22 protein-coding genes and 1 tRNA gene are annotated in these 25,656 nt (G+C 61.6%); 5 read left to right on the plus strand and 18 right to left on the minus strand.

Features of this window, described 5'->3' with window-relative positions; genetic code table 11:
- Positions 1-3: 3 nt before the first annotated feature.
- The 3 genes from K368_RS0123005 to K368_RS0123015 all read right to left on the minus strand — a co-directional run bounded on the left by K368_RS0123005 (position 4) and on the right by K368_RS0123015 (position 1,649).
- On the minus strand, positions 4-720 hold the full coding sequence (locus K368_RS0123005; protein ID WP_027174412.1) for an LrgB family protein: 717 nt from the start codon (positions 718-720) through the stop codon (positions 4-6).
- The gene (locus tag K368_RS0123010; protein WP_027174413.1) at positions 717-1,112 is read right to left on the minus strand and encodes a CidA/LrgA family protein; all 396 of its coding nucleotides are present in this window, start codon (positions 1,110-1,112) and stop codon (positions 717-719) included. Before K368_RS0123010 ends, K368_RS0123005 begins: the two co-directional genes overlap by 4 nt.
- Before the next feature lie 69 nt (positions 1,113-1,181).
- Positions 1,182-1,649, minus strand: a complete 468-nt coding sequence (locus tag K368_RS0123015; RefSeq protein WP_027174414.1) for a TerB family tellurite resistance protein — start codon at positions 1,647-1,649, stop codon at positions 1,182-1,184.
- A gap of 202 nt (positions 1,650-1,851) precedes the next feature.
- Here K368_RS0123015 and K368_RS0123025 point away from each other — a divergent pair.
- A tRNA-Thr gene (locus tag K368_RS0123025) sits at positions 1,852-1,927 on the plus strand.
- Positions 1,928-2,082: 155 nt separating this feature from the next.
- Here K368_RS0123025 and K368_RS0123030 read toward each other — a convergent pair.
- The 9 genes from K368_RS0123030 to K368_RS25715 form a co-directional block, all read right to left on the minus strand.
- The gene (locus tag K368_RS0123030; RefSeq protein ID WP_027174416.1) at positions 2,083-2,502 is read right to left on the minus strand and encodes a hypothetical protein; all 420 of its coding nucleotides are present in this window, start codon (positions 2,500-2,502) and stop codon (positions 2,083-2,085) included.
- Positions 2,499-2,978 (minus strand): hypothetical protein, encoded by a 480-nt coding sequence (locus K368_RS0123035; RefSeq protein WP_027174417.1) that lies wholly within the window; start codon positions 2,976-2,978, stop codon positions 2,499-2,501. The genes K368_RS0123030 and K368_RS0123035 overlap by 4 nt, the downstream gene beginning before the upstream one ends.
- Complete coding sequence (locus tag K368_RS0123040) at positions 2,975-3,157, minus strand: hypothetical protein (RefSeq protein ID WP_027174418.1); 183 nt, start codon at positions 3,155-3,157, stop codon at positions 2,975-2,977. Before K368_RS0123040 ends, K368_RS0123035 begins: the two co-directional genes overlap by 4 nt.
- Before the next feature lie 550 nt (positions 3,158-3,707).
- The gene (locus K368_RS26925; RefSeq protein WP_155935290.1) at positions 3,708-5,054 is read right to left on the minus strand and encodes a helix-turn-helix domain-containing protein; all 1,347 of its coding nucleotides are present in this window, start codon (positions 5,052-5,054) and stop codon (positions 3,708-3,710) included.
- 105 nt (positions 5,055-5,159) lie between these two features.
- Positions 5,160-5,339: a helix-turn-helix domain-containing protein gene (locus tag K368_RS26930; protein WP_348625550.1), complete on the minus strand. Its 180-nt coding sequence runs from the start codon at positions 5,337-5,339 to the stop codon at positions 5,160-5,162.
- Positions 5,340-5,899: 560 nt separating this feature from the next.
- Positions 5,900-9,055 (minus strand): type I restriction endonuclease subunit R, encoded by a 3,156-nt coding sequence (locus K368_RS25370; RefSeq protein WP_036266620.1) that lies wholly within the window; start codon positions 9,053-9,055, stop codon positions 5,900-5,902.
- Between the two features lies 1 nt (position 9,056).
- Entirely contained in the window at positions 9,057-10,178 is a 1,122-nt protein-coding gene (locus K368_RS0123060) for a restriction endonuclease subunit S (RefSeq protein WP_197031053.1), read from the minus strand.
- Positions 10,175-11,761, minus strand: coding sequence for a class I SAM-dependent DNA methyltransferase (locus K368_RS0123065; protein ID WP_245259648.1), 1,587 nt, complete (start codon positions 11,759-11,761; stop codon positions 10,175-10,177). The genes K368_RS0123060 and K368_RS0123065 overlap by 4 nt, the downstream gene beginning before the upstream one ends.
- A 154-nt stretch (positions 11,762-11,915) precedes the next feature.
- A complete protein-coding gene (locus K368_RS25715; protein ID WP_027174423.1) occupies positions 11,916-15,863 on the minus strand; it encodes a phage tail tape measure protein in 3,948 nt (1,315 codons plus the stop codon).
- 442 nt (positions 15,864-16,305) lie between these two features.
- Here K368_RS25715 and K368_RS26365 point away from each other — a divergent pair, with 442 nt between their 5' ends.
- The gene (locus K368_RS26365; RefSeq protein WP_081739651.1) at positions 16,306-16,500 is read left to right on the plus strand and encodes a hypothetical protein; all 195 of its coding nucleotides are present in this window, start codon (positions 16,306-16,308) and stop codon (positions 16,498-16,500) included.
- Positions 16,501-16,771: 271 nt separating this feature from the next.
- On the opposite strand, the gene K368_RS26935 is transcribed toward K368_RS26365, so the two are convergent.
- Entirely contained in the window at positions 16,772-17,041 is a 270-nt protein-coding gene (locus tag K368_RS26935; RefSeq protein ID WP_155935294.1) for a hypothetical protein, read from the minus strand.
- Positions 17,042-17,190: 149 nt separating this feature from the next.
- Between K368_RS26935 and K368_RS0123085 the strand changes: the two genes are divergently transcribed.
- Both K368_RS0123085 and K368_RS0123090 read left to right on the plus strand, forming a co-directional pair.
- Positions 17,191-17,823 (plus strand): recombinase family protein, encoded by a 633-nt coding sequence (locus tag K368_RS0123085; RefSeq protein WP_027174425.1) that lies wholly within the window; start codon positions 17,191-17,193, stop codon positions 17,821-17,823.
- A gap of 318 nt (positions 17,824-18,141) precedes the next feature.
- Positions 18,142-19,254, plus strand: coding sequence for a hypothetical protein (locus tag K368_RS0123090; protein ID WP_027174426.1), 1,113 nt, complete (start codon positions 18,142-18,144; stop codon positions 19,252-19,254).
- A gap of 297 nt (positions 19,255-19,551) precedes the next feature.
- Here K368_RS0123090 and K368_RS25385 read toward each other — a convergent pair whose 3' ends face one another.
- Positions 19,552-20,814, minus strand: coding sequence for a site-specific integrase (locus K368_RS25385; RefSeq protein ID WP_081739652.1), 1,263 nt, complete (start codon positions 20,812-20,814; stop codon positions 19,552-19,554).
- A gap of 449 nt (positions 20,815-21,263) precedes the next feature.
- Here K368_RS25385 and K368_RS0123105 point away from each other — a divergent pair, with 449 nt between their 5' ends.
- Entirely contained in the window at positions 21,264-21,536 is a 273-nt protein-coding gene (locus tag K368_RS0123105; RefSeq protein WP_155935296.1) for a hypothetical protein, read from the plus strand.
- A 773-nt stretch (positions 21,537-22,309) separates the two neighbouring features.
- On the opposite strand, the gene K368_RS0123120 is transcribed toward K368_RS0123105, so the two are convergent.
- The 4 genes from K368_RS0123120 to K368_RS0123140 all read right to left on the minus strand — a co-directional run bounded on the left by K368_RS0123120 (position 22,310) and on the right by K368_RS0123140 (position 25,598).
- Positions 22,310-23,542 carry a diguanylate cyclase gene (locus K368_RS0123120; protein ID WP_036266623.1) on the minus strand — a complete coding sequence of 411 codons (1,233 nt, stop codon included), beginning with the start codon at positions 23,540-23,542 and terminating at the stop codon, positions 22,310-22,312.
- Between the two features lie 641 nt (positions 23,543-24,183).
- Positions 24,184-24,756, minus strand: a complete 573-nt coding sequence (locus K368_RS0123130; RefSeq protein WP_027174430.1) for an NUDIX hydrolase — start codon at positions 24,754-24,756, stop codon at positions 24,184-24,186.
- Positions 24,757-24,866: 110 nt separating this feature from the next.
- Positions 24,867-25,103, minus strand: a complete 237-nt coding sequence (locus tag K368_RS0123135; protein WP_027174431.1) for a sulfurtransferase TusA family protein — start codon at positions 25,101-25,103, stop codon at positions 24,867-24,869.
- Between the two features lie 84 nt (positions 25,104-25,187).
- A complete protein-coding gene (locus tag K368_RS0123140) occupies positions 25,188-25,598 on the minus strand; it encodes a hypothetical protein (RefSeq protein WP_027174432.1) in 411 nt (136 codons plus the stop codon).
- Positions 25,599-25,656: the final 58 nt, after the last annotated feature.

Below are 25,656 nucleotides of genomic sequence, written 5' to 3' on the forward strand. Positions count from 1 at the left end.
GCGTCAGCGCAGGAACGTCACGGCGAGGGGCGCCAGGATCGCGGTGATGAGGGCGTTGAGGCCGAGAGCGATGCCGGCGAAGGCGCCGGCCACCTCGTTTACCTGGAACGCCCTCGCCGTACCGACGCCGTGGGCGGCGAGCCCCGCCGCGAAGCCGCGCGCGCGCATGTCCTTGATGCGAAGCAGGTTCATGAGCGGGGTGACCAGGATGCCGCCGGTCATGCCGGTCAGCATCACCAGCACCGCCGCCAGGGTCGGATCGCCGCCGAGATTCTGGGCGATTCCCATGGCGACGCCGGTGGTCACCGATTTCGGCACCGAGGCGACGATCACGTCGTGCGGGATGCCGAAGGCGGTCCCGAGGGTGGTCGCCGAGATCAGCGCCACCACGGAGCCGACGAGGAGGGCCGCCAGCATCGGTGCCAGCGAGCGCAGCACCGTCGCGCGGTATTCGTAGAGCGGGATCGCCAGGGCCACGGTCGCCGGCCCGAGCAGGAAGTGGACGAATTGCGCGCCCTCGAAATAGGTCGGGTAGGGCGTCCCCGTGAGCTTGAGCACGCAGGCCATCAGGACGATGGCGACGACGACGGGATTTGCGAGGGGATGCCGGTTCGTCGCCGTGGCGATGCGGTCGGCCACCGCGTAGACCATCAGGGTCACGGTCAGCCACAGCAGAGGCGTGCGCGAGAGATAGACCCACAGGGCGAAGTCGCCGGTCATGGCCGGTCCCCCGGGGCGACCCAGCGCTTGACGGCCACGAAGGTGAGCGCCGTCGCCGTCAGGGTCGCCAGCGTCGAGACGACGACCACGCAGGCGAGGGCCACGCCATGGGCTTCGAGCACGTCGAGCCGTCCGACGATGCCGGCCCCCGCCGGGATGAACATCAGCGAGAGATGGGCGAGCAGCCCCTTTCCGGAGCGCTCCAGGGTGCCGTCCACGAGGGGCGCGGCGAGGATGCGGGCGGCTTGGCCGCGCCAACGGTCCCGGACCACCATGAAGAGAAGGAGGAGCGCCATCCCGATGACGGGGCCGGGCACCGGAAGGGCCGCTCCCCGTGCCAGCGCCTCACCGACGAGCTGAGCCAGGAGGATCAGCGTCAAGCTGACGATCATCGCGCCACGATCCTCCCGTCCACCATGATGCGACCTGCCGATAACCGGGGGTCGCGCATGAAGTACCGCCTACGAGGCCGATTCCGTCTCGGCACCGGCGCGCGCGAGGCGGATCGCCGTGTCGTCGAACCGGAGCAGGCGGCCGAGCCGCCAGACCAGCGCCTCCTCGAACTCATGAACGGTGCCATCGGCCCCCGCCACGGACCAAGCCATCGACAGCAGCCGCGCCCGCTCCGACTCACCGAATTCGTGCCCCATCATTTCCACCAGCAGCGCCATGTCGCGGGTCTGCGAATCGACACTGGCCGCGCGGGCGATGAGCGCCTCGGCCTGCTCGCGGTTTCCGGCATAGCGCCCCTCGACGAGGCGGCACAGCCGCTCCGACTCGGCCCCATCGAGGACGCCGTCCACCCGCGCCACATGGACGAGCAGGGCGACGGCCGCCAGACGCTCGTCGGCTGCCTCCGCCTCCTCCGGGCTCGCGGACAGGCCGAACGCGTCGGCGGCATAGGCACGCAAGCGGGCGATGAGGGACATGGCGGTTCCTGACAGACGTCGCGACCCTTCGAAGCCGCGCCGCCCGGCGTCAAGGCGGCACGGATGGCCGCGGGACCGGGATGCGGCCTGCGTGGCACAGTTGCATCAGGAAGACGACGCGGACCGCCTTGCCATCGGTCGATCGGACGGATATGAACCCGCAACGATCCGACGCGCCACTCAGCGTCACGCCATGGATCTCGCCGCAATAGCTCAGCTGGTAGAGCACCTCATTCGTAATGAGGGGGTCGGGGGTTCGAATCCCTCTTGCGGCACCAATCATTTCAAGCACTTAGCCCCATCTCGTGAGAAAGCTGCACCCCAGACTTTCGCCAAGGGGTGCAAAGGGTGTGCAAACGATCCATCGGGCGGACGAATCGCCCCTTCCCCTACCAGCCGATCCACCCCTTACGGACTTGCATCCCGTCGCGCCCTACGCGGCGTCTGGCGTAGCCGATGCAGGCCGGCGGCTCCTGGTGGCCGTTACAACGACTTCGGGCGGTGGCGCGATGTCGGCTGCGTGGCGTCTTCGACGCCGCCCTGTCAGCACGTCCCCGATGATGTCGCCCATCTGCCGGGTAGAGAGGTTCGGTAGGCTCCGTTGCAACTCGTGAAGCATCTCGTCGGACACGAGGTCGAGGGTTGTCCGGTACAGTTCGGCAGGCCGTGTGGCCTTCTGGTTCGCTTCCTCGATACCAGCCACCATTTCCGCCTCTCTCCTTTCGAGGACGGCGGCACGGGCTGCACGGACATCAGGGTCAACGTTGAACCTCTCGCCGCGAACCTTGGCTGCCTGCTGACGCCTCCGGTATTCCCCCATTGTGGTGAGGGAAGTGGCATTTGTGTTGGTCATGGGTTCATTCCGACTTGGGCGCTGAGGCGTGCTGCGAGGGTTGGGTTGGTGTTCTTCACGATTGCCTTGTGCATGTGATTCCCGGTCTTCCAGGGGTTCCCGAACTTCTCGACAAGGGCGACGGCTTCAGCGGCCTTGGCCTCAGAGCGGTTTGCTTTGAGAGCGGCGTTGATGGCGACGGCACGGGCGGTGGCGTTTCCGCCGACTGGAATTCGAGGCTGCTCTGGCGATCTGGTGGAGCGAGGGATTCCGACCGTGAGGCCGTGAAGGGCTTGTTCGACGGTGCCGGTCTGGTGGTTACCCAGGCCAAAGCTGACTTCGCCGTTCTCGATGATGGCGGCGCTGTTGAGAGCGCCTTCAACGAACCGTATGTCGTCGGCCTTCATGTCGAGACCGTTCGCCTTTGCGTAGGCTCGGATCTGCGGTGCGAGGGTGATGTGTGGCCTCTGGTCGGTCTGTTCGATCTCGCCGCTCATTGAGCGGTGTCCTTCTTGTTTTCCTGAAGAAACCCGCTCTTTCGAAGCTCATTCACAATGCAGTTCCTAATGAAGGCGGTCTTGTTGGTGTGGTTGTAGCGCGTAGCGTCTTCCAGGGCCTTGTTGAGTGTGTTCCCAAGGCCGAGATTGATGCGCAGGTCAAGCTTTTTTGCTTGCATGGCTGTAGTCCTCTGATGGGTGGAGACGGGAAAAATCGACGTGCGAACACGATGTAGTTGTTCGACGGATCGGTCCCGCATTTACTGCCATGTGGAGTTGCGCACCCATCTTGAAGGACGGGCTGGGGATCTCGTTGCCAGGAACAGGAGCTTTGTGAAGGCTTCAGCGTACTTATTCAGATTTTCGGGTCGCCGGACCTGTTCTTCCGTTCCCGGAGGGTTGTCCCTCGTTTCGCAGCGATCTCTCGCATCCACATCCTGCGCACACTTTTGTGCAAAAGTCAAGCTTTTGGGGTTGACATCCAGGTGATTGTGTGGGCTCGCAGTGAACGTCGGGCGGTTGGAGTGGCCATTTCCGGCGCGCCCTCTAAGAATATCGCCTCAAAGGCCCCGCCAGCTGCCTCCATCGCTCAAGAGCCACCCAAGTACATCGACGTCGACAAACGCCGTGTGTGGCGATCCTCGTGGATCTCTCGGACCCTTGGCGAGGTGTAAGGCGGAGAACGCGCGGGACCGGCTGAAATGGTCCCGCGTGCCCGAACTAGCTGCGTCAAATTGCTGGGGCACTGCCCCGCGTTGATCCAGATCCAAGCACGGGGTTTCGTGGTGGGTGGAGTTTGCGGTAGTGCTTGAAGTAGCCTTCCGCTTCCTTGATCCAGTTGTTCGATTTAATTCGGTTGACTGCTACCTCCTCACGAAACTGTTCAAAGACCTCCCTGGCGTCCTTCGCTCTGAGCATCGCGGTCTTGCTGAGAAACTCGTGCAAGGAGATGTCACCTTTTTCATCGAAGGGGTCGCGCGGTCGGTTTTCCCTGCTGACCGGGCTGCTTAAAGTGAAGTTGTCTGGCATCACCCTAATGTCTGGCAGGTGCTGCTTCGTCCATCCGGAGTAGGCTTCCGGCATGCGCTGATCGAGATCTCCGGCATCCTTGCCCGCCTTCGAGTACTCGGCAATTCGACGCATCTCCAATTCGCGCCGTTCATCCGCCTTTCTGAGGATGGTCGTCATTGCTTTGACGCGATCACCCGTCACGGTTGTCACTACCCATCCGGCTTTGTCCGTCAGGGTTCGATCAACTTTGATGTGCGTGAAGCTCCGCTGCCATTCTTGGTAGACATCATCGGGAACTACGAACTCACCAAACCGGTGCGTCTTCGGCATTGCATCCTTATCCGGCATGATCTCTGGACCTGCCATCACCGTCGTTGGACGATCAACCGGAACGCTCTTTGGTTGGTTAGCCATTCTTTCTAGCGATTGAGCTTCACCATTCTGTGTGCCCTCTGACGCACATCTAGATGTATCCTCCGACGCACATCTGATGTGTTCCCCGGAGCACATCTGGTGTTCAGCTGGGGGCACATCTGAGACGGCGGATTCCTCGGCAGTCGATGTCTTAGCCGCACGTCGCGGGGTGCGTTTCAGCTTATCCAAAGGCTGGATGGAGTCTGTCTTATCGACCTCCAGTCGGTAGAGCTTCGGGCCTCTCGTGCGCGTTGCAGTTACGTATCCCTTGTCAACCAACTCCTGGATCGCAGCATTCACCATGAAACGGTTGGAGTTCACGGCTTTTGCCAACGTCTCCTGCTTCGGATTGCATTGGCCGGATGCATTGTTGTGGAAGGTCATGAGGCGTGCGGCGACCTTGCCGGCAAAGTGCGAGATCTCTGGATCGGCAAACACTCTCTCCATCCACCGGTGCTTGCTTGCGATATCGGCAGGGATCTGAAGCGTACGCTTCATTTCACCAACTGGTTGGGCGTCCAGAGGCGCTGCCGGCACATCATCCATACCGACACCGGAATCGGTAGTTTCTTCGTTGTGAGAATAGTTTAGTGCTTGCTGTTCTTGCTCGGACGTGCTATCTGACAATGACAATTGAGTTTCCTCTTCCAAGCCCTTGTGTCCGTTCTCCCCTGGCAGGTTGAATGCGGATGTGAGGGCTTTTTGTTGACTGGTTGATGCCGTGCCGGTCTTCGCCGGTCTCTGGCTGTGATGGGCTCATTCGACGTGGAGAGCGTAGGTGTTCGGCTTGCGGTGGGATCTGGCGACCTGGAGCAGTCCGGCCTCTTCCAGGATCTTCGTCGCGCGGATCACCGTGGAGACGCTGGAGCCCATTTCGTCGGCGATTTCCTCAATCTCAGCCGTGAACCTTCCCGTCACCGGGTCGGCCATGCTCATTGCGGCCAAGGCCATCATCCTCGACGCACAGTCCAGACTGCGGTCTGAGAGAAGGCGTTGGGCGGCTGACTTTTCTTTGGTCGGTGGGTTGAACTCTGCGGTGGTCGTGGTAGTTGTGTGCATCGAGGATCTCGTGGTTCTCTGGGCTGCAGGATCTGTGATGGATCGTGCGGCCTTTTTGTGTTGAAACGACCTGCCCTAACATGCTGGAGCTTGATTGTCAAGCTCAGAGCCAGACGCCCCATTTTCCCTATTTCCGTCGAGCAAGATCCGTATTTCCTCGGAAAAGCGGACGGCTAAGTCGCTGACAAGAATAACATTTCCGGCAGCGTCCCTATTTTGCAATGTTTTGCCGGTTGCTTTTATAGGTGGTAAGAGTGGGGGCGCTTGAACCTTCCACTTCCCACCTAAATCCCCACACAGCCCGACCAGCGGCAAGCAGAGCCCAAGAGCCTGTTGGTTCCGACAATATCATTCAACGCCGCCCTGGATCAGCTACGTGGCGCAAGGCGCTGCTGAAATAGTTTAAAAAAGGGGCGCTTGAAGGAGAGCAGGATACGCTACCCGGCGTAACGCTGAAGTACAAATCCCCAAACTTGCTCGATCTTGGAGTGGAACAGCAAGTCCGGATAAGGCTCCTCGGGCAGTTCGTTAAGTTTGAGCCTTATCTCAGAAAGAACCGCCGCTCGGCTCTGAGTACCCCGTAGCCAGTCGACCCCGGATACAAGCACACGGAGTTTCTCAAGTAGCTCGCGAGCCACTCGTTTGACCTCAATTTCCTGAGCCTGCGTAAGCGTAGGTGCGGGCTTGGTGAGCAGATCGAAGATCGCCAGCTCTTCCTCGCTCAGTCCCTCGCGGGCTCCCCTGGTCTCCTCCTCGTCCAACTGACTTACGAAAGCCCGAAGAGCGTCGAAGAACGCTTCTACGTCGACCGACCCGGCATTGTAGGTAGCAACGAGTTCCTCCAACCGCTCGACCAATCCCTGGCGTGTTGGGTTTTGCTCGGCCATCCTGGCGACCTTCTCTTCGGTCGCCTCGCGGAGCTGAGCTGCGGCGGTCTTGGGCGTCGTGGCGAACAGGCTGGCAAGCTTGTCGAAGTCGATGTCCGATAGGTTTACACGGCCCTCTGCCCGATCGCCTTCGACAATCGGTGTGAGGATGCCGACGCCTTCGATCCTTTCGTCCAAAAGTGCGGCGATCAGGGCTGAGACTGCCGAGATGTCGACCGGTCCCAGCTTGGCCTTCACGGCGTCTGACAGAGTGTGGATCGCAGCAACCGGCCCGAGGTAGGGCGCAGCGCGTTCGTCGGGCAACAAGGCCTTGTAGGCCTTCACAACATTGCCGGAGAGCCGCAAGAACTCACGGCGGCGCTCATCAGGGGCGACCAACACCTCCACGCCATTCGCGATCAGCGCGTTCCGAGCAAATCCCCTGGCCACCAGGATTGCGTCAGTGCTTACCCCAAGAGGATCGATGAAGCCCGTCACCGTGACCAACTCGGCCTCCAGTGTCTGAACCAGCGCCTGCTTGTCCTCGATCGGACTCGCGCCGCTGGCGGATCCGCGCCCTGTCGCCGCGCCGGCATAGACTGCCAGGGCCTTCTGGAGGTTCTGGAACACGCCGACATAGTCGACAATCACACCCGAAGTCTTGCCCCTCGCCCGCCGGTTTGCCCGAGCAATCGTTTGCATGAGAGTGTGGTTCCGCATCGGCTTGTCCAGGTAGACGGTGCTGATCGAAGGCACGTCGAACCCGGTGATCCACATTGCGCAAACGAACACCAGGCGCAGCGGATCGTCGCCGTTTTTGAACTTGGCCTCCAGGTCCTCCTGTTGCATCCGGGTCCGATGGGGCAGGATGTCGAGCCCCTTGGCCCTCATGTCGCCGATCTCGTTCTGCGACTGACTGACGACCACGGCTGTATCAAGCGAGCGCATCCAGGCCAGCCGTTCAAATATGGCGGCTCCTTCGGCCTCGTGCGCTCTTTTCAGCTTCTCTTCGTCCGCCGCGATCAGCCGAGAAATGGCCAGCTTCGTTTTGTCGTGCATGCGAACGGCGGTGGCCTTATCGATCGCCACGAACATCGCCTTGCCACGGTATCCACGAGTCGCGAAGTGCAAAGCCAAGTCTTCTGCAACCTTGTCGAGTCGGTCGTCGCGGGTGATGAGCTGATACTGGCGAGCGAACTCGCGGTTCAGCCGCTCTTCCTGGGCCTCGTCTAGCGCCGCGTCTTCCAGCAAAGCCTCCATGTCCTCGCGTAGCTCGTTGGCATTCATCTGTAGCTCGGGCTTGCGAGCTTCGTAGAACAAAGGAACAGTTGCACCATCCTTCACCGACTGGGCAAAGTCGTAGATCGACACGTAGTCCCCGAACATATCGCGGGTACGGCTTTCCTCGCCTTGAATCAGCGGCGTACCAGTGAAGCCAAGGAACGCTGCATTTGGCAGAGCTGCCCTCATATTAGCAGCGAACTGCGCGTACTGGCTGCGATGCGCCTCGTCGGTGATGACGATAAGATCAGATCGAGCAGACAGAACCGGCATAGGTTCTTGGTTTGAGGTGCTGAACTTTTGGATGAGCGTGAACACATACCGCTCATTGCCCGCCAGTAGCTCCTGAAGATGGACCCGACTACTTGCCTGGGCATGGTCGACATTCTTGGTAAGTGCTCCCGTGGCCGCAAAAGTCTCTGCGATCTGGTCATCTAGTTCGTTGCGATCGGTAACAATCAAAAATGTGAAGTTGCCGCCCAATCTCCGCAGGACCTTCTCGGCGAACATCACCATAGAGAAAGATTTGCCGGAGCCCTGCGTATGCCAGAATACGCCCAGCTTCCTCCGATCATTCTCAAGCTCTCCCACAGCCTTAATTGCGCGGTTGACGCCGAGGACCTGGTGGTACTTGCCGACAATCTTGCGTAGGCCTTCGCGGCCCTCCTCGAACAGGATGAAGTTTTCGATCAAATCAAGAAAACGGCGCGGCTCGCAGGTTGCCCGCAGCAGCATCTCCAGGTCGCCACTCTCCGGCCCGCCCTCCTCCAGGCGCTTCCACGGCGCGAAGAACTCGAAGAGCGCGTGGCTCGCCCCCATAACCGCCTCCAGCCCGTTCGACAGGATGACGAAGCCGTTGGCGTCGAACAGGCGCGGGATGGCGTCGCGGTAGTCGCGTAAGTTGTCATCGTAGGCATCCGCAAGCGGCTTGGTGAGGCCCTTCCACTCTGCAAGCATCAGCGGCAGTCCGTTGACGAACCCGATGGTGTCGGGCCGGCGCTTGTGAAGTGGACCTTCGATCCAGACCTGGCTCGCGACAAGGAAGTCGTTGTTGGTCGGGTCGATCCAATCGATCACACGGACGCTAATGATCCTGAAGCTGCCATCGCCGCGCCGAACTTCAACAGATACCCCGTCGACCAGGAGGCCCAAAAGGGCTCGGTTGGCTGCCACCGGCAGCATGGCGGACCGATCCTCTGTGAGGCGCTCCTCGGCCAGCACAAGCGCCTCGGCGGGCATGTGCGGGTTGAGCCTTGCCAGTGCTGATTGCAACCGTGCAGGTAAGTAGGTCTGACGGAAGCTGGTGCGGCCGGTTGGGTTGTCGGGTCCCGGCTGCTCGGCCTGCAGGTTGACGCGCTGCCAGCCCAGTTCTTCCAGCAGCTCAAGCGCAGGCTGCTCAACCGAGCCGACCTCAGAGGCGATGTGGCCGGTCAGCGATAGGGCCATCTCAAGCGGCTTCCCGGAGCTGACGCTCGGCTTCAGCCACCGAAAGTTGGCCGGAGATCAGGCGAGGGAGCAGGAGGTCACGAGAAGCAGCGAGTGCACGATTTTGAAACCGGAAGTTTTGCACCTGCTCCATCAAGGGCTTTGCCGCGCGAGTGAAACGGTCAATCAAATGAGCCGGCGGAACAACTATGCACTTCTCTTTAAGGAACTTGAAATGGCGTGCGTAGTGTTGGTTTGATAAATCGATTCTGCAGATAGAATGGTACAGATACTCTGGACTAATCCCGTCTATAGGATAAAGCAGCTGTGTCCCGTCAGCACCGCTTGCAAATGGGAATGTGACAAACTTTAAAATACGCGTATGGTCCCCGAAGACACATAATGGCAAAGGATCATCGATTAACGCATCGTTATTGTCCGTGTATCCGCCAATAAACTCTGCTCCTTGATCAATGCAGGGTATCGCGCCACCAGGAATGTAGTCTTGTCGCTGAACTCTCTCGGCTCGGCGGAACTTGCGGAGCACCGAACCTACCTTAAGCGTATTCCATCCCTCCGGCACTAGCCCATCTGGCGTGTCGACCATCGCCACGTTTTCGTGCCCTTGAATGCGGAACCGGACGAACCACTCCTCGAACAGGCTGCGCGCCATGTCCTCCAGCAACACCGCCCGCCGTCGGTTAACCTGGATCAAGTCGTCATAGGCTGCGAGGATCGATGCGATGCGGCGCTGATCCTCGATTGGAGGCACAGCAATTTCACACTCCTTCAGTAGTTTAAAGTGCCTCTGGTACCCGTACTGTTGAAGCTCGGTGGTGTGAAGCGCATAGTACATGTAGCGCGTATCAAGCGATTCAATTGGTCGGAGGATCTGAGTACCATCAGCACCGATCGCAAATTTGAAATCTACGTATTTTAGGGAGCAGGTGTGATCGCCGAAAATAACAACTGGGAGGTCGCCGTCATAAGCTCGCTCCAGTTCGTTAGTGTACCCAGCAATGGCGCTAGTCCCTTGATCAATGATGGAAATCGATCCACTATCGAGGTATTCGTTGGTCTTAAATTTTGACTTACGCTTTTGGACTTTTATTAGATCTGCAACTCGGAAACGAGGATAAGTCACGACAGAAGCTCCGCTACGTTCTGGGCCACCACCGTCTGCAATCGCGCGGCCTCGGCATTGAGCAGCTCCAGTTCCTCCTGCATCCTCTCCAGCTTGAGCTTTAAGTCCTCGTCATCTTGTGCTTCTCCGGGCTTCACGCCAACGTAGCGTCCAGGATTCAAGCTCCAGTCCTGCGCGGCGATCTCAGCGCGGCTGGCCACTTTGCAGAGGCCGAGGACGTCCTGGTAGCGCCCGCCCCCGAACGCTTGCTCCATGCGCTCCTTGCTGCCTTGCTCAGCCTCTGCGGCCTCGCCCCGCCATAAGCGGACAATGTTGCCAAGAAACTCGATGTGCTCGGCCGTGAAGGACCTGTGGGCCCGGCTGTCTTGTCTGAAGATGTGGCGAGCATCAATAAACAGTACCTGGTCACGGCGTGGGCCCTTGGCCTTTCCGCGATCAAGGAACCACAGGGTCACCGGTAGGGTGACGGTGAAGAACATGTTGGGCGAGGTGGCGATGATACAGTCGACTGCGCCGCTGCTGACCAGCTTCTGTCGCATGGTTCGATCGGAGCTACCCGTGTCGCTGGCCGAGTTGGCCATTACGAACCCGGCGCGGCCCTTCTCATTCAGCGCGGCGTAGAACAGTCCGATCCAGAGGTAGTTGGCGTTGTTGGTGCTTGGCATCCCTAAGGGGAACCGCGCGTCCACTACGCCAGTCTCACTGACCAGTCGGGCCTTATCGACCTCAGATTGGTTAAAGGGGGGGTTCGCCATGACGAAGTCGAACTTGCCGACCAGGCGATGTGGGTCGTCGTAATAGCTGCTCGCCTCCTTGATGTCGCCGGATAGCCCGTGGACGGCCAGGTTCAGGCGGCATAGGCGTTGGGTGTCCGACATCTTCTCGACGCCGTAGATGCTGATGTCACGCTCAGGAGCAGCATGGTGTCGGCGGACGAACTCGGCGGAGTGGACGAACATGCCGCCCGACCCACACGCCGGATCAAAAATCTTCCCGCGATACGGCTCGATCACCTCAACGATCAGCTTCACGATCGACGAGGGGGTAAAATATTCGCCTCCCTTCTGCATGAACGCCGCTGCAAACGCGCCCATGAAATATTCGAAGATGAGGCCGTAGGCGTCGCCATCGATCTGCAGCGGTGCCAGGAGGCGCATCAATTCGCGTAAGACAGCATCAGGCAACGCCCCGTATGCCTGGGGCAGCACGCCAGCAAGGTCAGGGTTGTTGTCGACGATGCTCTTCATCGCCGTGTTGAGCGCTTCAGCGAGGTTTGCACTCTCCGGCAGGGCCAGGAGGTAGGAATAGCGGGCAACCTCGGGCAGGTAGATCGCGCCACGAGCCTGGTAGTCGGCTGGGGTAGCCTTCAGACGGCCGGTGAACTTCGGGGCCAGGTCGGTGTGGACCTTCTCGAACTTTGCCTCCATCTGGCGCAACGCGATGAGCGCCAAGACCGGCTGGGCATACTGATCAGGTCGTAGAGTGCTGTTCGCCCAAAGCTGGTCGGCTGCCATGAAAAGGCGTCGCGTTAGGTCCTGAAGATCGACGGCCACGATCTCTCCCTCGGTGTCTTCGTTATCCAACGGATAGATCCTGAAAGGTGCGATCAGTCCATCGAAAAAATGATGACCGGCAGCCGTCGGACGAGCGGTTCTCCCCCATTCGGTTTTGGACCCGAAGCCGCCTGTTTTGGCTGAGCAGAGGTGCTATAAGCACCTCTGCTTTTTCAACCGTCAATCACGACAGTTCTGGCTCCAGATCGTGTGATCTGTGGTTCCAATCTTCCGTGATTTTCCTCTGAGCGAGGTTCGCGATCTGCTGAGGGTTGTTCACACCGCCGTGGATGTTCTGAGTGATGTTCGTGGTGTTGCCACCACCAACACCCATGCTTGCCCTCTGCATTCCAACGCTTCGCTGGCCTTCAGGCACGCGCTCAATCATCTGCTCTGGCGTCCGCCTTGCGGGAACACCGGAAGTCATAGCTTCGGACCTGTTTGGCTGTGCGTCGGGAACCTTGTGCCAGTTGTTGACGGCGGGCTTACCACCGGCAGGACCATCAACGGGGACGGGGTTTTCCTTAGTTCCTGCGATCTTGGGAGTGATCGCCGCCGTCGCCTTCTCCGCGAACGTCTTGAACTGCGCCGCCGCCTCCTTGCTGTTGAACTGCGTGTGGAGGTGCCCGCCCGTCGAGTGGCCGGAGGGGTTCCGGTACTCGTCAATCACCTTGAAGGCGCTGTCTGGCAGGCCCGCCGCCCGTAGACGGTTGCGGATCTGCTCTGCCGCCACCGCCGACTGCGAGGGGTCGTTGATGGTGACGTCGGAGGCCAGACCCTCGTTGTGCTTCGACCGACGCCCCTGGTGGAAGTGGTCGTTGAAGGCCGTGACCTGCTTGAAGCCCCCGGCGATGCCGTTGTCCTGGAGATCCTTCGCGAGGGTGGTCAACGCCTCGACGTGACCACCGCCGCCCGTCGCCTGCGAACCCTTGACCCGAAGGCCGTTGAGGTTGGCAACCACGCTCTCGGTTGGCGTCTGTCCGACCTTGCCGGCGAGATCGACGGCGGTTGCGAGCTTCTGGCCCCGGAGGGACGCCCACTCGTTTCCGAGACCCGACGCGCTGGCCCCACGCTGGCGAACAAGCTCCGCGCCCATGCGGTCCTGCATCGCCTCATCGAACTTCTCCTTCCCAGAGAGGCTGAACTTCCTCATCAGGCCGCGCATGGTCTGCCCGACGATCTGGTACCTGCCGAGCGCGGACGAGTTCGGGTTGCCCGGCTGACGACGCATGTGGTCACCAAGGGCCAGCACCTCGTCGAGCGTCTTGCCCGTGAGGTTCGTTTCCTTCCCACCGGGGAGGAATTTGCCGTAGCCGAAAGAGGCGTTGTAGTCGCCACGGCCTGCCGTGCCTTCGGACTTCGCGATGTGGTCCAGGATCGGCTTGTAGGGTCCGACGCCCGCCCCGGTGCCAGGATCTGGCTTGTTCCCGTTTGAGCCGCCCTTCCCGTACCAAGAGGGCACCTTCGCATCGGGGGTGAAGAAGTTCTTCCCGAACTGCCGAGCCGGGTCGAACGCCCTGGTGGATGCCGCGACGGTGCTGCTCTCCGAACCGGTGGAGAAGCTGGCCTTGGTCACGGTCGCCGGTTTCGTGATCGCATCCAACTTCAGACGCGATCCCACGCCCTCCCATCCCACTGTGAGCTTGTCGACGCTCTCGCGTAGGCGGTCCATCGACTCCGACAGGTCGCCGGAGTTGCCGGTGTAGGAGGTTTTCGAGATCGGTAGCTTCTCCTGGATCTGCTCCGGGATCGACTTCGGGCCGTCCACCTTCTTGGCTGGTGGATCGATCCACACGCGGGGCTTCACGTCCTTCTGGTCGCCGTCCTTCTTGGGCGTGTCGGTGGTCCGCTTGTCGTCGCCGTAGACGCGACTTGCGAGGCCGGGGTCGAGGGCGTCCAGGATGTTGCGGCCGGTGCTCTTCTCCGTAGTGGGAGCCTTCAGGACGCCGAACTCCTGAGCGAGGTCGGCGAGACCGACGACGCCAAGGGCTCTTCCCAGAAGGGCCAGCTTGCCGCCCTTCGCTGCTGCGCCTGCCGCCGCTCCAGCTGCTCCAGCACCTGCCGTTCCAGCCGCACCAGCTGCCGCACCTGCAACCTTACCAGCGGTACCGACGACGCCTGCGAGCTTCAGGAGCTTCCATGCAGCTGCACCAGCGAACCCGAGGGCCATCACGGCAGAGGCCAGACCGCCCAAGACGCCCGCGACGGGTGCCAGCATCATCAGGACAACGGTGGCCGTGAGAATGCGACCGGTCCAGCGTGCAACGGCTCCAGGATCACCGCCGGAGAAGGCTTTGATGACGCTGGTGATGCCGCCGATGACATCGCGGATGCCAGCGGAGAACTCCCGCGCCGTGTCCCGCCACTTATCGACAGACCCGGCGTCACCCTGCCCTGGTTCACCGAAGATGCCCTTCAGGAGGTCGGGGAGATCCTTGAAGCCGAGCCCTTCGATGAAGCCCTCGATGGACGCCTTCACCCTGTCGGCGAGACCGCCGTTGCGGAGCTTTTCGGTCCATCCGAGGAAGTAGTCACCCACCTGTCGGGCGAGCGGGGACAGTACCTTTCCGGCCTCTCCCAAAATGTTGCTGAAGCCTGCCTTGAACTGTTGAAAGACGAACTTCAGTTTGAGCTTGTGTAGATCCCACACTCCACCGATGGCGTCGAGGCCCTTTGCTTCCTTTCGGAGCCTGTCGGCTTCCTTGTACGTGTCGAAGCCTTTGACCATGCGGCCGAACTCGCCGAACCACTCCCGCCCGGTGAAGAACCGAATGGCCTGTTCCTGCTTTTTCGGGTTCTGGATCTTCTTGAAGCGCTCGACGAAGTCCGGGAGGAAGGCGTCAGGATCGGCGCGGCGCTGGCGGTCCATGTTCTCCGCTGTGCCGTAGCCCAGCGACTGCATCAGATCCCGTGCCTGCCGTCCCTCATCGCCCTTCTTCTTGGTGAGGCGCGGCATCTCCACGATGCGCGAGGCCGTGTAGTCCATCATTCGGCCGGACTGGCCTGCCTGGTTCCCCAGCGATGTCGATGCCGAGCCGAAGGCCAAGCCTGCCTCTTGGCTCATGCCGAGGATCTGGGACGCACCGGCACCACGGGCCATGAAGCTCAGAAGCTTCTCAGGGGTCGTGGCCTGCTTCGCTGCGAGGTGCTGGAGGGAGTTGGCGACGCTCTTGATCCTGTCGCCGTCGAAGGCGCTGCCGTCGCTGGTGAGCAGGGTGTTCACGAGACCAAAGGAGTCGACAACCTTCTCGAATGGGACGGACCACACCTCACTCGTCTGCGTCGCCAGAGCGGAGAACGCCTTCGCGCCCTCGTTGGGGATGCCGGTCTTCAGGGCCTCCGTGTAGCTGTTGAGAAGCTTTTCGGTGCTGGAGCCGAGGGACTCGGCCAACGGCGCGGCCCATCCGTCACGAAGCTGTCGGGCGGCATCTTTCGAGAGCCCGCCGTAGATCCTGGTGTTGATCTCGGCCGCGTCCACGCCCTGCTCTACGGTCAAGGCACGCTTGGCTATGGAGGCGGTGCCAGCGATGCCAGCCACAGCGGCAACGGCCGGTGCCCGTGTCACGCCCCGGTAGGCGTCCCGCCCGTAGTCCATGGCATCACGGCCACGGCTCCCGGCATCTCGTCGCAGACCAGCTCGTCGTCGGTCGTCGGCGCTGGCCTGTCGTTCTCCAGATCGACGCTCCTCTCGATCCATGCGCTCGCGCATGCTGAAGAGGTAGCGGTGGCCTGAGATCTGTCGGCGGATGGCGGTGGCGTGGCTCCGCTCCTCTGCGGCGACGGTGCGGGCGCGGGATCTCTCGGCCTCACGTTCGACCATGGCGTTCATGCGGGCGGCATCGCGGGTGCTGCGCATGCGTACACGGAACAGCCGGACGACATCGCTCTCGGCCGCGCGGCTGGTGCGGGACTGCTCCACCGCAAGGGCTCGCTCGCCTGCTACCCGCTGGCGTGTCATGCGACCCTCAAAGCTGATGCGCTTGCTCAGGCTCTTGATGGCGTCGTTCTGCACCTTGGCAAAGTCGTTGCGGTCAGGCTTGCCGGACTTGTTGCCGGCGCCGATGGTGGCGCTCTTGGTGATGTTGGCGTTGATCTTCGCCGACATCGCCGAAAGCTGCTTGAGTTGGGACATCAGCCCTCGAATGATCGGGGAGGCTTCGTCTCTTGCACTGACGACGAGTTGAACTCGTTCTTCTGACATGGGTTGTCCTTGGCCGGTGTGATCCGACTCTTGAGATTAAAAGGGTCTTTTGCTGATTTCGCATGAGTAGACCGGATGAAAGGTGCCGGCCTGCTCTGAAGGCCACCCCCTCACGCAAGAAAAAGGGGCCTTTTAGGTGTGGCTAATCTTGTCGAGCTACCCACCCTACCCACCCTGTTTGCAATAAAAACTTTGACCTTGCATTCTTGCAAGTCAATGGTCAGTGCAAATAAAAAGGCCAGTAGTATCAATGTCTTGCTGTCCTCACCGCGGTTTGCATTCGAAGAAGTATGCAAGAGGAGAAATGACGCAAAGCTTTTCTTGCTCTCAGTCATACTGTGTGAGAGAAGGCGTTCCCAGCAAAGGAACTCACATGCTTACCAATGAAGCTCGCGACTACATCGATCACCTCGCAGGCAACTTCCTGCGCGAAGCCAACTACTACCGTGCGACAGGCGACGACACAGCCGCTGCGTTGTGCGACCGACTTGCTGACGATGCCCTTGCCACACTCGACGCAGACGGTGTGCTCTGGCGTGCGGCTCAGTCAGTCGAAGCGGCGGGCTGACCTACTGGTCACCTCTGCATTGTGTCTGGCACGGTCCTGAGATCTCGCACGGTCCCGGTCCAGACGCTCCATCTTCTCCAGAGACTGGGCTTGCCGCGCTTCAGCGCGCGCCCGGTCTCGCAGCGCGTTCGTGAGCCTCGTCTGGTCATAGCTCTGCGCCACAGCACCAGACGCCAGCGAGGCGGCAAGGGTGGCGACGACGACGGCGACGGACAGACTGTTGCGGCACATGCTCCCAAGCTAAGGCACGCCCCCGCTGTGGTCGAGGTCATCAGAAGGGCGTGGCGTCCTTCTCCATGCTGATCTTCAGGTAGCTGGCCAGGACTCCGCGACGGTCGAGCGACGGCAGGCGGTTGAGGACATCCACGGCGATGTCGAGAAGATCCGGTTCGATCTCGCAGGCGTGGAGGATCTTGGTGAGGCCGGTCCCGCGCGGGCCAAGCCGCATGCTGGCGATGGTCCTCAGGGTTCGAAGACGTGCCCGGTACTCGCACGGGTCGAGGTCGAGGGCGAATGGCCCCCATTGATCCGCTGGTGACATTTTTCCTATTCCTGGAAATTATGCTTGTCCGCTTGGGTATGCCCCTGCGGACATTGAGAAGGACGCTGAACGTTTGTCCGTAAGGGTTGCTTTCAATCTACGGACATGATTATCTACGGACATAACCCCAGCGGACGGAAATCGAGCCGATGACCACCATTCTCTACGCCCGAGTCTCCACCGCCGACCAAACCGCCGCGCACCAGCGCACCCAAGCCGAGGCCGCTGGTTTCAAGATCGATGAAGTCGTGTCCGACGACGGTGTGTCTGGCGTGACCACTCGTCTCGCAGATCGTCCGCAGGGTCGCCGGTTGTTCGACATGCTGCGCCGTGGCGACGTGCTGGTGGTGCGTTGGGTTGACCGGCTCGGCCGAGACTACGGCGACGTGACTGAGACCATCCGGGAGATGATGCGCCGTGGCGTGATCGTGCGTACGGTCATCAACGGCATGGTGTTCGACGGTGCCACCGACGATCCGATGTTGCAGGCGGTTCGGGACGCTCTCATCGGCTTCATGGCCGCGATGTCACAAGCCCAGGCCGAGGCCACCAAGGAAGCTCAGAAGGCCGGCATCGCGCACGCCAAGGGCCGCGACGACGCCTACCTCGGCCGGAAGCCGTCCTATGACCGGACGCAGTTCGATGCCGTCGTCGCGATGCTCAACGCGGGCGAGACCGTCCAGGCCGTCGCCAAGGCCATCGGGATCACACGCCAGACCGTCTACCGTATCCGCGACAACCGAGTGGAGGCAGAAGCCGCCCTCGCCCGTTGGGCCGCGTAGGACACCCACGCCGACGACGAGGGGCGCAACAGGGAAGCCGCTGCGCCCTTCTTCATTTCTACGGCCATCCCCATCGGTACCGTGAGGCTTTCGACACAACCGCAAAAATCGAAAGCGTTGCCGTTCGTGATTCGCTCGCGCGTACCGCTTCGCGAGATCGCGGTCTCGGCTGGCGAGTGTGAGTTCAGCGCTATCCACAGGCAATCTCAGCCGAATGGTAATCAAGATCTGGTATGGGTCGGCGGGCTCTGACACTAATTTCTCCGTCAAGTCCTTGAATCTGCAACGACGCAGTTTTCGAGGCCACGGAGTGAGCAGTTGGCGAGAATCAACGAACTCTTCGAACAGTCAGGCAGCCGCAATTTCTGGGCGGATCGCACCGACAAGGAACTCCTTGAACTCAACCTCACCACAACCGATCCGGAAGCCCTGGATGGAATCAGTTGCGACGTTCCGCCGGAGGAAGGCGTGTATGTCGAACTCGGTTACGATGTGAGTGGCCGGACCGAAGGCAAGGTCCGGTGCGTGCACTGCAAGCGGTACAACCACTTCCACGGCGTCGTCGTCCGAGACGAGGCTGGTAGTCGCTACCTCGTCGGGCGAGATTGCGCCCTCAGCAAGTACGGCGTGGTCTACGAGGCATTGCTGATCGCTTACGACGAGGCCGTCGACCGTCAGGGAGCGTTGAGGCGGCAGAAACAGTTCTTCCAACTCCGGCGCGAAATATTTGCCCTGATGGAGGAAATGCGGGCCGATCCCGCAATCAAAGCCTTCGATACCGTTCGCGCAAATCTCGCCGGGGCCATCGAGACGGTGAAGTGGAACGAGTTGTCTCGCCTCGTTCGATCCGGCGACGGTATCCTTCGAAGCATAAGATCGGTCCGCGACTACGACGCCGAACAGCGGCGCGTCGAAGAGCAGCCGGAGCCGCTTCGCACACGTCTGAAGAAAGCAAAAGGTCTTGGCGGCATGATGCCGATCTTCAAGGAGATCGACGAGTTGGGTTGTCGCCTAGGGGGCGATTCGCTCTTCACTGCGGGTGATACGGTCGCGAGGTCCATGCACAACATCGCAGTAGATATGAACGCTGCGGTCAACGTGCTGGCCGAAACGAGGACGACAACCCGAGGCATCAATCTGGCGTTCGTCGCACTCCAAGGTGTGCTCAATCGTATCGAGGAGCAGCTGGAACGGCTGCGTTCGGCGGCAGAATTCTTCACCGTTGAAAACGTGAGGAACGTCGCACTGTGGTGCCAGAGCAGGGAAGGCAGCAGGGTCGCGAGGTTCGAAGCGATTGAGCGAACGCTGGTCGTCTACGATGGTCGCTCTCGACATGAAGCATCTCTCCCAGAGCACTACCGCGTGCCGGGACGCCGCCTCGTGGAAGTGCTGAGGGAAGCGGTAGCCCTGAATCCGAAGAGGGTATCGTAACCGCCGGAACACTGTGTCGGGGCCTTATTCGCTGGCCCCGACACATCTCTGCTCAGGCTGCGTTCGCCTTCTTGCAGTCCTGCCATTCCCGGCCTGCCTCGCGGCAATCGAGCCACGCCCCAAGGTCGTTGATGCGCCAAGCGATTCTACGCGTGGTCAGCTTGAGGGGGGCAGGTATCTCATCCCGATCCATCAATCTGCGCAGGGTCGCCACTGACAAGCTGAGGAATGCAGCCGTCTCCTTCGTGGTAAGGACAGCCCGTCCAGCGTGATCAGGGATCCAGCTCGCCGGGACGCTCATGCCGCAGCCCTCGAATCGTCGGCAGCGCCGTCACTAGCTACCTGTTCAAACGCACGCCCAGTTGCTCCGTTCTGCAACGACAGAACGAAGGCACCCCATCGATCCAGTGCATCGCGCTTCTCGGCCCTGTAGCTCGCTCGGTTGTAGATGCCCGCAACACCGGCTCTGTGCCCCGATACGTGGCTCAGGACAGCCTCGACGATGTGAGGCAGTACGCCGATGGTGTTCATGCCCGTTGAGGCCGTCCGCCTGAGGTCGTGCAGGTTCCAATCACCAGCCGCGTCCCCGACTCGTTCGTCCATGGACTTCTTGGCACGGCCGAAGCCCGAGAAGCCTCCTTCACCGTCTCCGAAGACCAGAGCCCTCCCCTGTCTCACCGGTGCCGAGGCTAGGATGGCAATTGCCTCTTGGGAGAGGGGTACTTCGTGGGGGCGCTTGTTCTTCATCCGGCCAGCCGGAATCGTCCAGAGCGCTCCCTGTAGGTCCACCTCGTCCCACGTCATGCACGCGACTTCGGTTCTCCGTTGGCCCGTGAGGATCAGCAGCCGGACGATGCGACCGAAGTCGTCGTCTCGGCAAGCTCTCCACACCGCAGCGAGTTCGTCGTCCTTGAGGACTGTCTCGCGTCTCGTCGGCACCGTAGCCGTGTTGGTGTTCGCAACGGGGTTGAAGTCCACCAGCCCTTCTCGAATCGCCCATACGAAGAACGTGGAGAGGATCGAGCGGGCACGGTCGGCGGCGTGGGGGCCACATTCAGCCGTAAGCTGCCTGTGCCGGGTTGCGATCTCGGAGCGCGTGATTGCGCCCAAGGGTCTGTCGTGTAGCGGCTTCCAGTGGTTGCAGAGGTGGTTCTTCATGTTGCCGATGGTCGAAGACCGCCGGCCCTTCTTCTCCTTGTCCTCGACGTAGGTGTTGATGAGGCCTCCGAGTGTGATCGCCGCCTGAGCGCGAGCTTCCCGACGAGCCTTCGTTGGATCACCGCCAAGTGCTGCCTCTGCAAGCTTCTCCTGAGCGATGCGCCTGGCGTTGATCAGATCGATTGCGGTGGCCGATCCTATGGAGTGGAGCTTGGACGCCCCGCCCAAGCGAGGTGGCCGGATAACCCATGTGCGGTTGCCGGTGGATCGGAGGCGGATGCCGAAGCCTCGCACCTCGGAGTCCCAAACGATTCGCTCCGTCTTGCCGGCGTCGATGATCAGGGTCGCGAGCAACCCCTTGGTGAGCTTCACTACGTTTTCGGTGTCTGCACGGCGCGGCATGATGCCCTCATTGCTGCTTCAGGGGTGCAGTGGGGGTGCAAGGCAAAGCACCCTTACGATCCTTCCTGATGCTTCAGATGAGGTGGTACCTGAGAAATTCAAGCCCTTTCAACAACTTATTGACGTTGTGGATGCGCATGATGCCACATGCCACGCTTTTCGTAATGAGGGGGTCGGGGGTTCGAATCCCTCTTGCGGCACCAGATCCTCTTGAGTCGCCGGTTTGGCCTCGTGGATCCGAGACGAAGATCGCAGGCGCCCAGGCGGTTCGATACTGGAATTTTGGTCCCTTCTCCCTCCTCACAGACCTTGCCTTTCGTTGAGGTCGGCATCGCCGGCCATGGACTGGTCGAGTGGGTCGAGGAGCAAGCGACGACGTAGGTCGGGACGCATGATAAGGCGTTCATCGAGCCCGCCTTGCCCCTTAGTTGGAGAGCATCGTAATCGTCATGGAAGACTGGAAAGCCGGCGTCGATCCAGAGTTGTTCAATGCGGATCTCAGACCGCAGGACGATGTCGTCATTGTCGGCGATATCGAGGCCATCAACCCACGCGGCGGCAAACTGACTTTGAAGAAAGGGAGTTTCTTCAAAGTCAAAATGTTGGGAGGCATTCTGTTTTGCCGTCCCAAGGGCGGCGGGAAGCACGACGAGATCGCAGTCTTGCCGGCGGACTTCCGGAACGTTCAGTTCTTGCAGCTGAAGGTGGTGCCTCTTGAATGACCGGCCACCTCGCCGACTAGGGGCGTCAAGGCAGTGGGGCGCTCATCGGAGGGGATCCGTGACTCGGGCGCCATCGACGGAACCCCGCTGGTCGGTAGCCGGTCACCGGCCGTCAACGACACCGCGCCCCATACTCGGACATGGTAGCGCCGCGGGCATCGTTCGATCCGAGGCTCAAGACCGGCTGCATCGGGAGCCCCGAGGAGATCGATGGATCAATTGCTAAGACTGACGCTCCTTCTCAGTCGGTGGACCCGCCGTCGCTGGACGCGGACGGAAACCATTATCGCCTTGTCGGTCATTGCCTTCGCCCTCGTCATCGGAATTATCGAATGGGCCGGATACTGGCCGGATGCCCTGGTGGCCGAGAAGGTGCGCAGGGCCCCGATGAGGTTTTGAGGCGCCCGTCGGTCTCGATCTTCCTCCCGACCCCGTGGTAATGTTGACGATCGGCAATCAGGTCGGCCGCCCGCGGATATCCGTGGGTTCGAGATTGTCGCCGAATACCCAGGCTGAGACCTTGAGTGGCGTCTCGTTGGGGGCGTCGAGGAACAGGTAGCACAAGCGAATGATCCTGATCCGGCTCGTGTGTGCAAAGCAGATATTCAGTCTTCGTGTGTATGATGCGTGACGGTCAGAGGCCGGCCAAACGGTTCGTGCCGAATCGTGGCAATGTCATCTGGCGTGCCGATCTGATGGTGACCCGCCAGAGTATGCGAAAGCTCAGGCCACGGACGGGCGATCCGGGTACGGCCTGACGTCGCCCACGCCGGTCATGCCGCGTGCTCGGTCATCCGGCGCGAACTCACCAGCGGGATCACGGCTTGGGCTTCCACCCGGTTCCGGCCCGTCTTCTTCGCGGCATAGAGCGCCGCGTCGGCGGCACGGAGCAGTTGCGGCGCGGTGAGGCCCACATGCCGTGTGGCGCCGTGGGCTGCGGTCACGCCGATGCTCACGGTGACGACACCGCCATCCGGCAGGCCGGGATGGGGAATCGCGAGGTCCATCACCGCCAGCCGCAGGCTTTCCCCCACATCGAAGATCGTCTCGGCCGTGGCTCTAGGAACGAAGGCGGCGAATTCCTCGCCGCCGTAGCGGCAGACCAAGCCGCCCCATCGGGCGAGATCCCGTTTCAGGGTTTCGGCGACGCTCACCAGGCAGCCATCGCCCTCCGCATGGCCGGCCGTGTCGTTGAGACGCTTAAAATGGTCGATATCGACGAGGAGCACGCCGAACCATTCGTGTCGGGTCGCGGCAAGCTCCCACTGTTCGTCCAGTTGCTCGGTGAAGAGCCGGCGGTTCGCGGCACCCGTGAGGGGGTCGGTCTCCGAAAGGATCGTGAGGCGGGCGCAGGCCCGGGCCAGTTCGTCCGCCTGTTCCCTCTCCCGCAGACCGAGGAGGAAGCTCTTCTTCCGGTCCCATTCGCGCGAATAGGCGAGCTTGATCGGTACCAGGATGAGCGCCGCCACGAGGAGGGGCACGCCCGTATGCCCTTCCGGTCCGAACCCGGACATGAAGACGAAGCCGACATAAAGCAGAAATGCCGATCCGCAGAACCACAGGCTGAACCGGAACGACAGGGGAGAGATCATCCCCACGACGAGGGGAACGATGGCGGCGAGGATGAGGTAGGTGTCGGCGTGCTCCTGCGGCACGATTCTGGCGCTGTTGAGGACGATCGCCATGTCCGCGAGGGACGTGATCGTCGCGGCCGCCCCCTGCCGCCGCAGGGAGGGCCGCCCGCGCAGGGCCATGATCCAACCCAGCGTGAGGGGAATGAAGACACCCACCGTCAACCCGGCAGGCACCGCGATCGCATCGCGTCCGAACAGATCGAGGTCGATCTTCAACGAGATGATATTGAAAAGGACAAAGACCAGCAGCCACGACTGCATGTACAGACCACGCGGAGGCACGTCCTCGGCATGGTATTGAGCTTCCAGGTTGTGCGGCAGGCGAAGGCGATGCCAGGGTCGGCTCAATCCGACCTCGATGGACGAGGGCATCAGCTCACGACGCTCCGGCACGGTTAGTTCAACCACCTTATTGCATCATAAAATGAGCGCACCGTAAACGCAAAGGCCGCCACCACTCCGCTGGGTTTGCCGCTTCGGTGGCGCCTCGACGACGTGCGCGCCGACCGGCAAGACGCATCAGTCGGAGCCGGGGCTGCTTGCAAAGCCGGCCCAGGCGAAGAGAGCGACGGACCGTTTGATGCCGTGACCCTGCTTCGGCAAACTTGGCGAAGGGCCGGTTTTCAGGGGGACAGGCCTACCAGATGACCACCAAACCGGCCGCAGGCCAGACGGCATCGCACAGCGCTCCGTCGTGACGCGGCAGAGGTGGAGCTTCAGGCTGCTCTGATGCGAGATAGGGTCGAGGAGGCCCTGCGTCAGGCGGTTGACGGAGGCGGCCGGGTGATGCGGCTGGGTCTTGTCCCAGGCGATCTGTACGAAAACGGCTTCCGGACGAACGCCGCTGGTGATCCAGGCACGCGCCTCGATATCGACCTTCCGGCGATCGCATCCTGATCACCGCCTCGTGGCCAGTGCTGCAGCGAGGTACGGTTCGCATGGCCGACAGAAGTCACGTCGCTCATGCAAGTTGAATCAATGAAGACCTTTGCCCACCCCTCACAAGCGCTCCCCTACGCCCCCGCAAACAACTCCGGCCGGCGCAGCCGCAACGCGAAGACGAGCACCAGGGTCTTCATGTCGGTGATCTCGCCCCGGTCACTCATGGCGGCGAGGGTGGCGAGGGGGATCTCGTGAACGGTGATGGCCTCATGCTCGTCGGCGAGCCCGCCGCCGGGGCCGGAACGGTCGGCGGCGGTATAGGACCCGAGGAACAGGTCCATCTGTTCGGTGGAGATGCCGGGCATGGACCACCCGGTCGTCAGACGTTCGAGGGGGCCGAGGCGGACGCCGGTCTCCTCGAACGCCTCGCGGCGGGCGCCGTCCTCGGGCTCGGATTCGTCGAGGAGCCCGGCCGGGACTTCTAGGAGCGACAGGGTGCCTGCGGCAAAGAAGGTGGGCGGCCGGAACTGCTCCACCAAAAGGGCCACGCGGCGCTCGGGGTCGTAGGGCAGCACCCCGACCGCACGGCCGTGATCCTCGATCTCACGGGTCAGGCGCGTGCCGTCCGGCATCGTGACCTCGGCCACGAGAAAGCGGCTCCAGCCATCGTGCAGGATGCGGGTGCCACGGATCACCGGCGCCATCGATTCGTTCCCGTCTTCCGGCCGCGGGCGGTCGCGCGGCCTTCTTCGGGATCACCTAACCGCGAGTTGCCGCATCAATGAGGCGAAGACGGTGCGGAATGAACGAGTTTTCAGGCGCTGCCCTTCTCGATGGTGAAGCTGAAGACGCCGTCGTCCCGGCCCTGACCGACGAGGCGATCACCCTCCTGGGTGACGAGGTGGGGGATGTCGATCACCGAGACCGGATCGGTGCAGAGGACGGTCAGCAGCGCCCCCGGTTCCAGGCCGCGCATGGCCTTGCGGGTGCGCAGCACCGGCAGGGGGCATTTCAGGCCGCTGAGATCGAGGACGGGAGGCGCGTCTTTCATGTCTGCCCCGCGATACGAAAAGCCCCGCCCGAGGCTGGAGCCTGGGGCGGGGCCTGAGCCGGAGACGAGGCTCTGTGGATGATGTCAGTAACCGTAGGCGGGATAGCCGTAGGCCGGGGCGTAACCATAGGCGGGTGCGTAGCCATAGGCTGGGGCATACCCGTAGGCGGGTGCGTAGCCGCCGTCGTAATAGCCGTAACGGGGAGCCTGGCTCGCCGCGATGGCGCCGCCGATGATGCCCAGAGCGGCGCCTGCCGCGAGCGCTCCACCGATACCGGGACCACGGCGATAGCCGCCGCCGTAATAGCCGCGGCGATAGCCGTAGCCGCCGCCGTAGTAACGACCGTAACGCACGGTCTCCACCGCCGAACCGCTGCCGGCGACCTGCGCCGAGGTCAGCGCGGGCATCGGGGCGGCCTGTGCGCCGGAGAGAGGAGCTGCCGCCAGACCGACGGCGGTCGAACCGGCAAGGACCAGGGACATGATGCGCGACATGCGTGCGATCTCCTAAATCGAGTGAACCTGATCCGTAAAAACACCATCTCCGATGAAC

The sequence above is a fragment of the Methylobacterium sp. 10 genome (assembly GCF_000519085.1).
In the GTDB taxonomy this organism is placed as follows: Bacteria; Pseudomonadota; Alphaproteobacteria; order Rhizobiales; family Beijerinckiaceae; genus Methylobacterium.

Coding starts and splice junctions, on each gene's coding strand:
- K368_RS0123010 (WP_027174413.1), bottom strand. CDS start 1,112: ATGATCGTCAGCTTGACGCTGATCCTCCTGGCTCAGCTCGTCGGTGAG.
- K368_RS0123105 (WP_155935296.1), top strand. CDS start 21,264: ATGGAAGACTGGAAAGCCGGCGTCGATCCAGAGTTGTTCAATGCGGAT.
- K368_RS0123135 (WP_027174431.1), bottom strand. CDS start 25,103: ATGAAAGACGCGCCTCCCGTCCTCGATCTCAGCGGCCTGAAATGCCCC.
- K368_RS0123140 (WP_027174432.1), bottom strand. CDS start 25,598: ATGTCGCGCATCATGTCCCTGGTCCTTGCCGGTTCGACCGCCGTCGGT.
- K368_RS0123120 (WP_036266623.1), bottom strand. CDS start 23,542: ATGCCCTCGTCCATCGAGGTCGGATTGAGCCGACCCTGGCATCGCCTT.
- K368_RS26935 (WP_155935294.1), bottom strand. CDS start 17,041: ATGTCACCAGCGGATCAATGGGGGCCATTCGCCCTCGACCTCGACCCG.
- K368_RS25715 (WP_027174423.1), bottom strand. CDS start 15,863: ATGTCCCAACTCAAGCAGCTTTCGGCGATGTCGGCGAAGATCAACGCC.
- K368_RS25370 (WP_036266620.1), bottom strand. CDS start 9,055: ATGGCCCTATCGCTGACCGGCCACATCGCCTCTGAGGTCGGCTCGGTT.
- K368_RS0123035 (WP_027174417.1), bottom strand. CDS start 2,978: ATGAGCGGCGAGATCGAACAGACCGACCAGAGGCCACACATCACCCTC.
- K368_RS25385 (WP_081739652.1), bottom strand. CDS start 20,814: ATGCCGCGCCGTGCAGACACCGAAAACGTAGTGAAGCTCACCAAGGGG.
- K368_RS0123015 (WP_027174414.1), bottom strand. CDS start 1,649: ATGTCCCTCATCGCCCGCTTGCGTGCCTATGCCGCCGACGCGTTCGGC.
- K368_RS26365 (WP_081739651.1), top strand. CDS start 16,306: ATGCTTACCAATGAAGCTCGCGACTACATCGATCACCTCGCAGGCAAC.
- K368_RS26930 (WP_348625550.1), bottom strand. CDS start 5,339: ATGAGCATGGCCGACCCGGTGACGGGAAGGTTCACGGCTGAGATTGAG.
- K368_RS0123085 (WP_027174425.1), top strand. CDS start 17,191: ATGACCACCATTCTCTACGCCCGAGTCTCCACCGCCGACCAAACCGCC.
- K368_RS0123005 (WP_027174412.1), bottom strand. CDS start 720: ATGACCGGCGACTTCGCCCTGTGGGTCTATCTCTCGCGCACGCCTCTG.
- K368_RS0123130 (WP_027174430.1), bottom strand. CDS start 24,756: ATGGCGCCGGTGATCCGTGGCACCCGCATCCTGCACGATGGCTGGAGC.
- K368_RS0123040 (WP_027174418.1), bottom strand. CDS start 3,157: ATGCAAGCAAAAAAGCTTGACCTGCGCATCAATCTCGGCCTTGGGAAC.
- K368_RS0123030 (WP_027174416.1), bottom strand. CDS start 2,502: ATGACCAACACAAATGCCACTTCCCTCACCACAATGGGGGAATACCGG.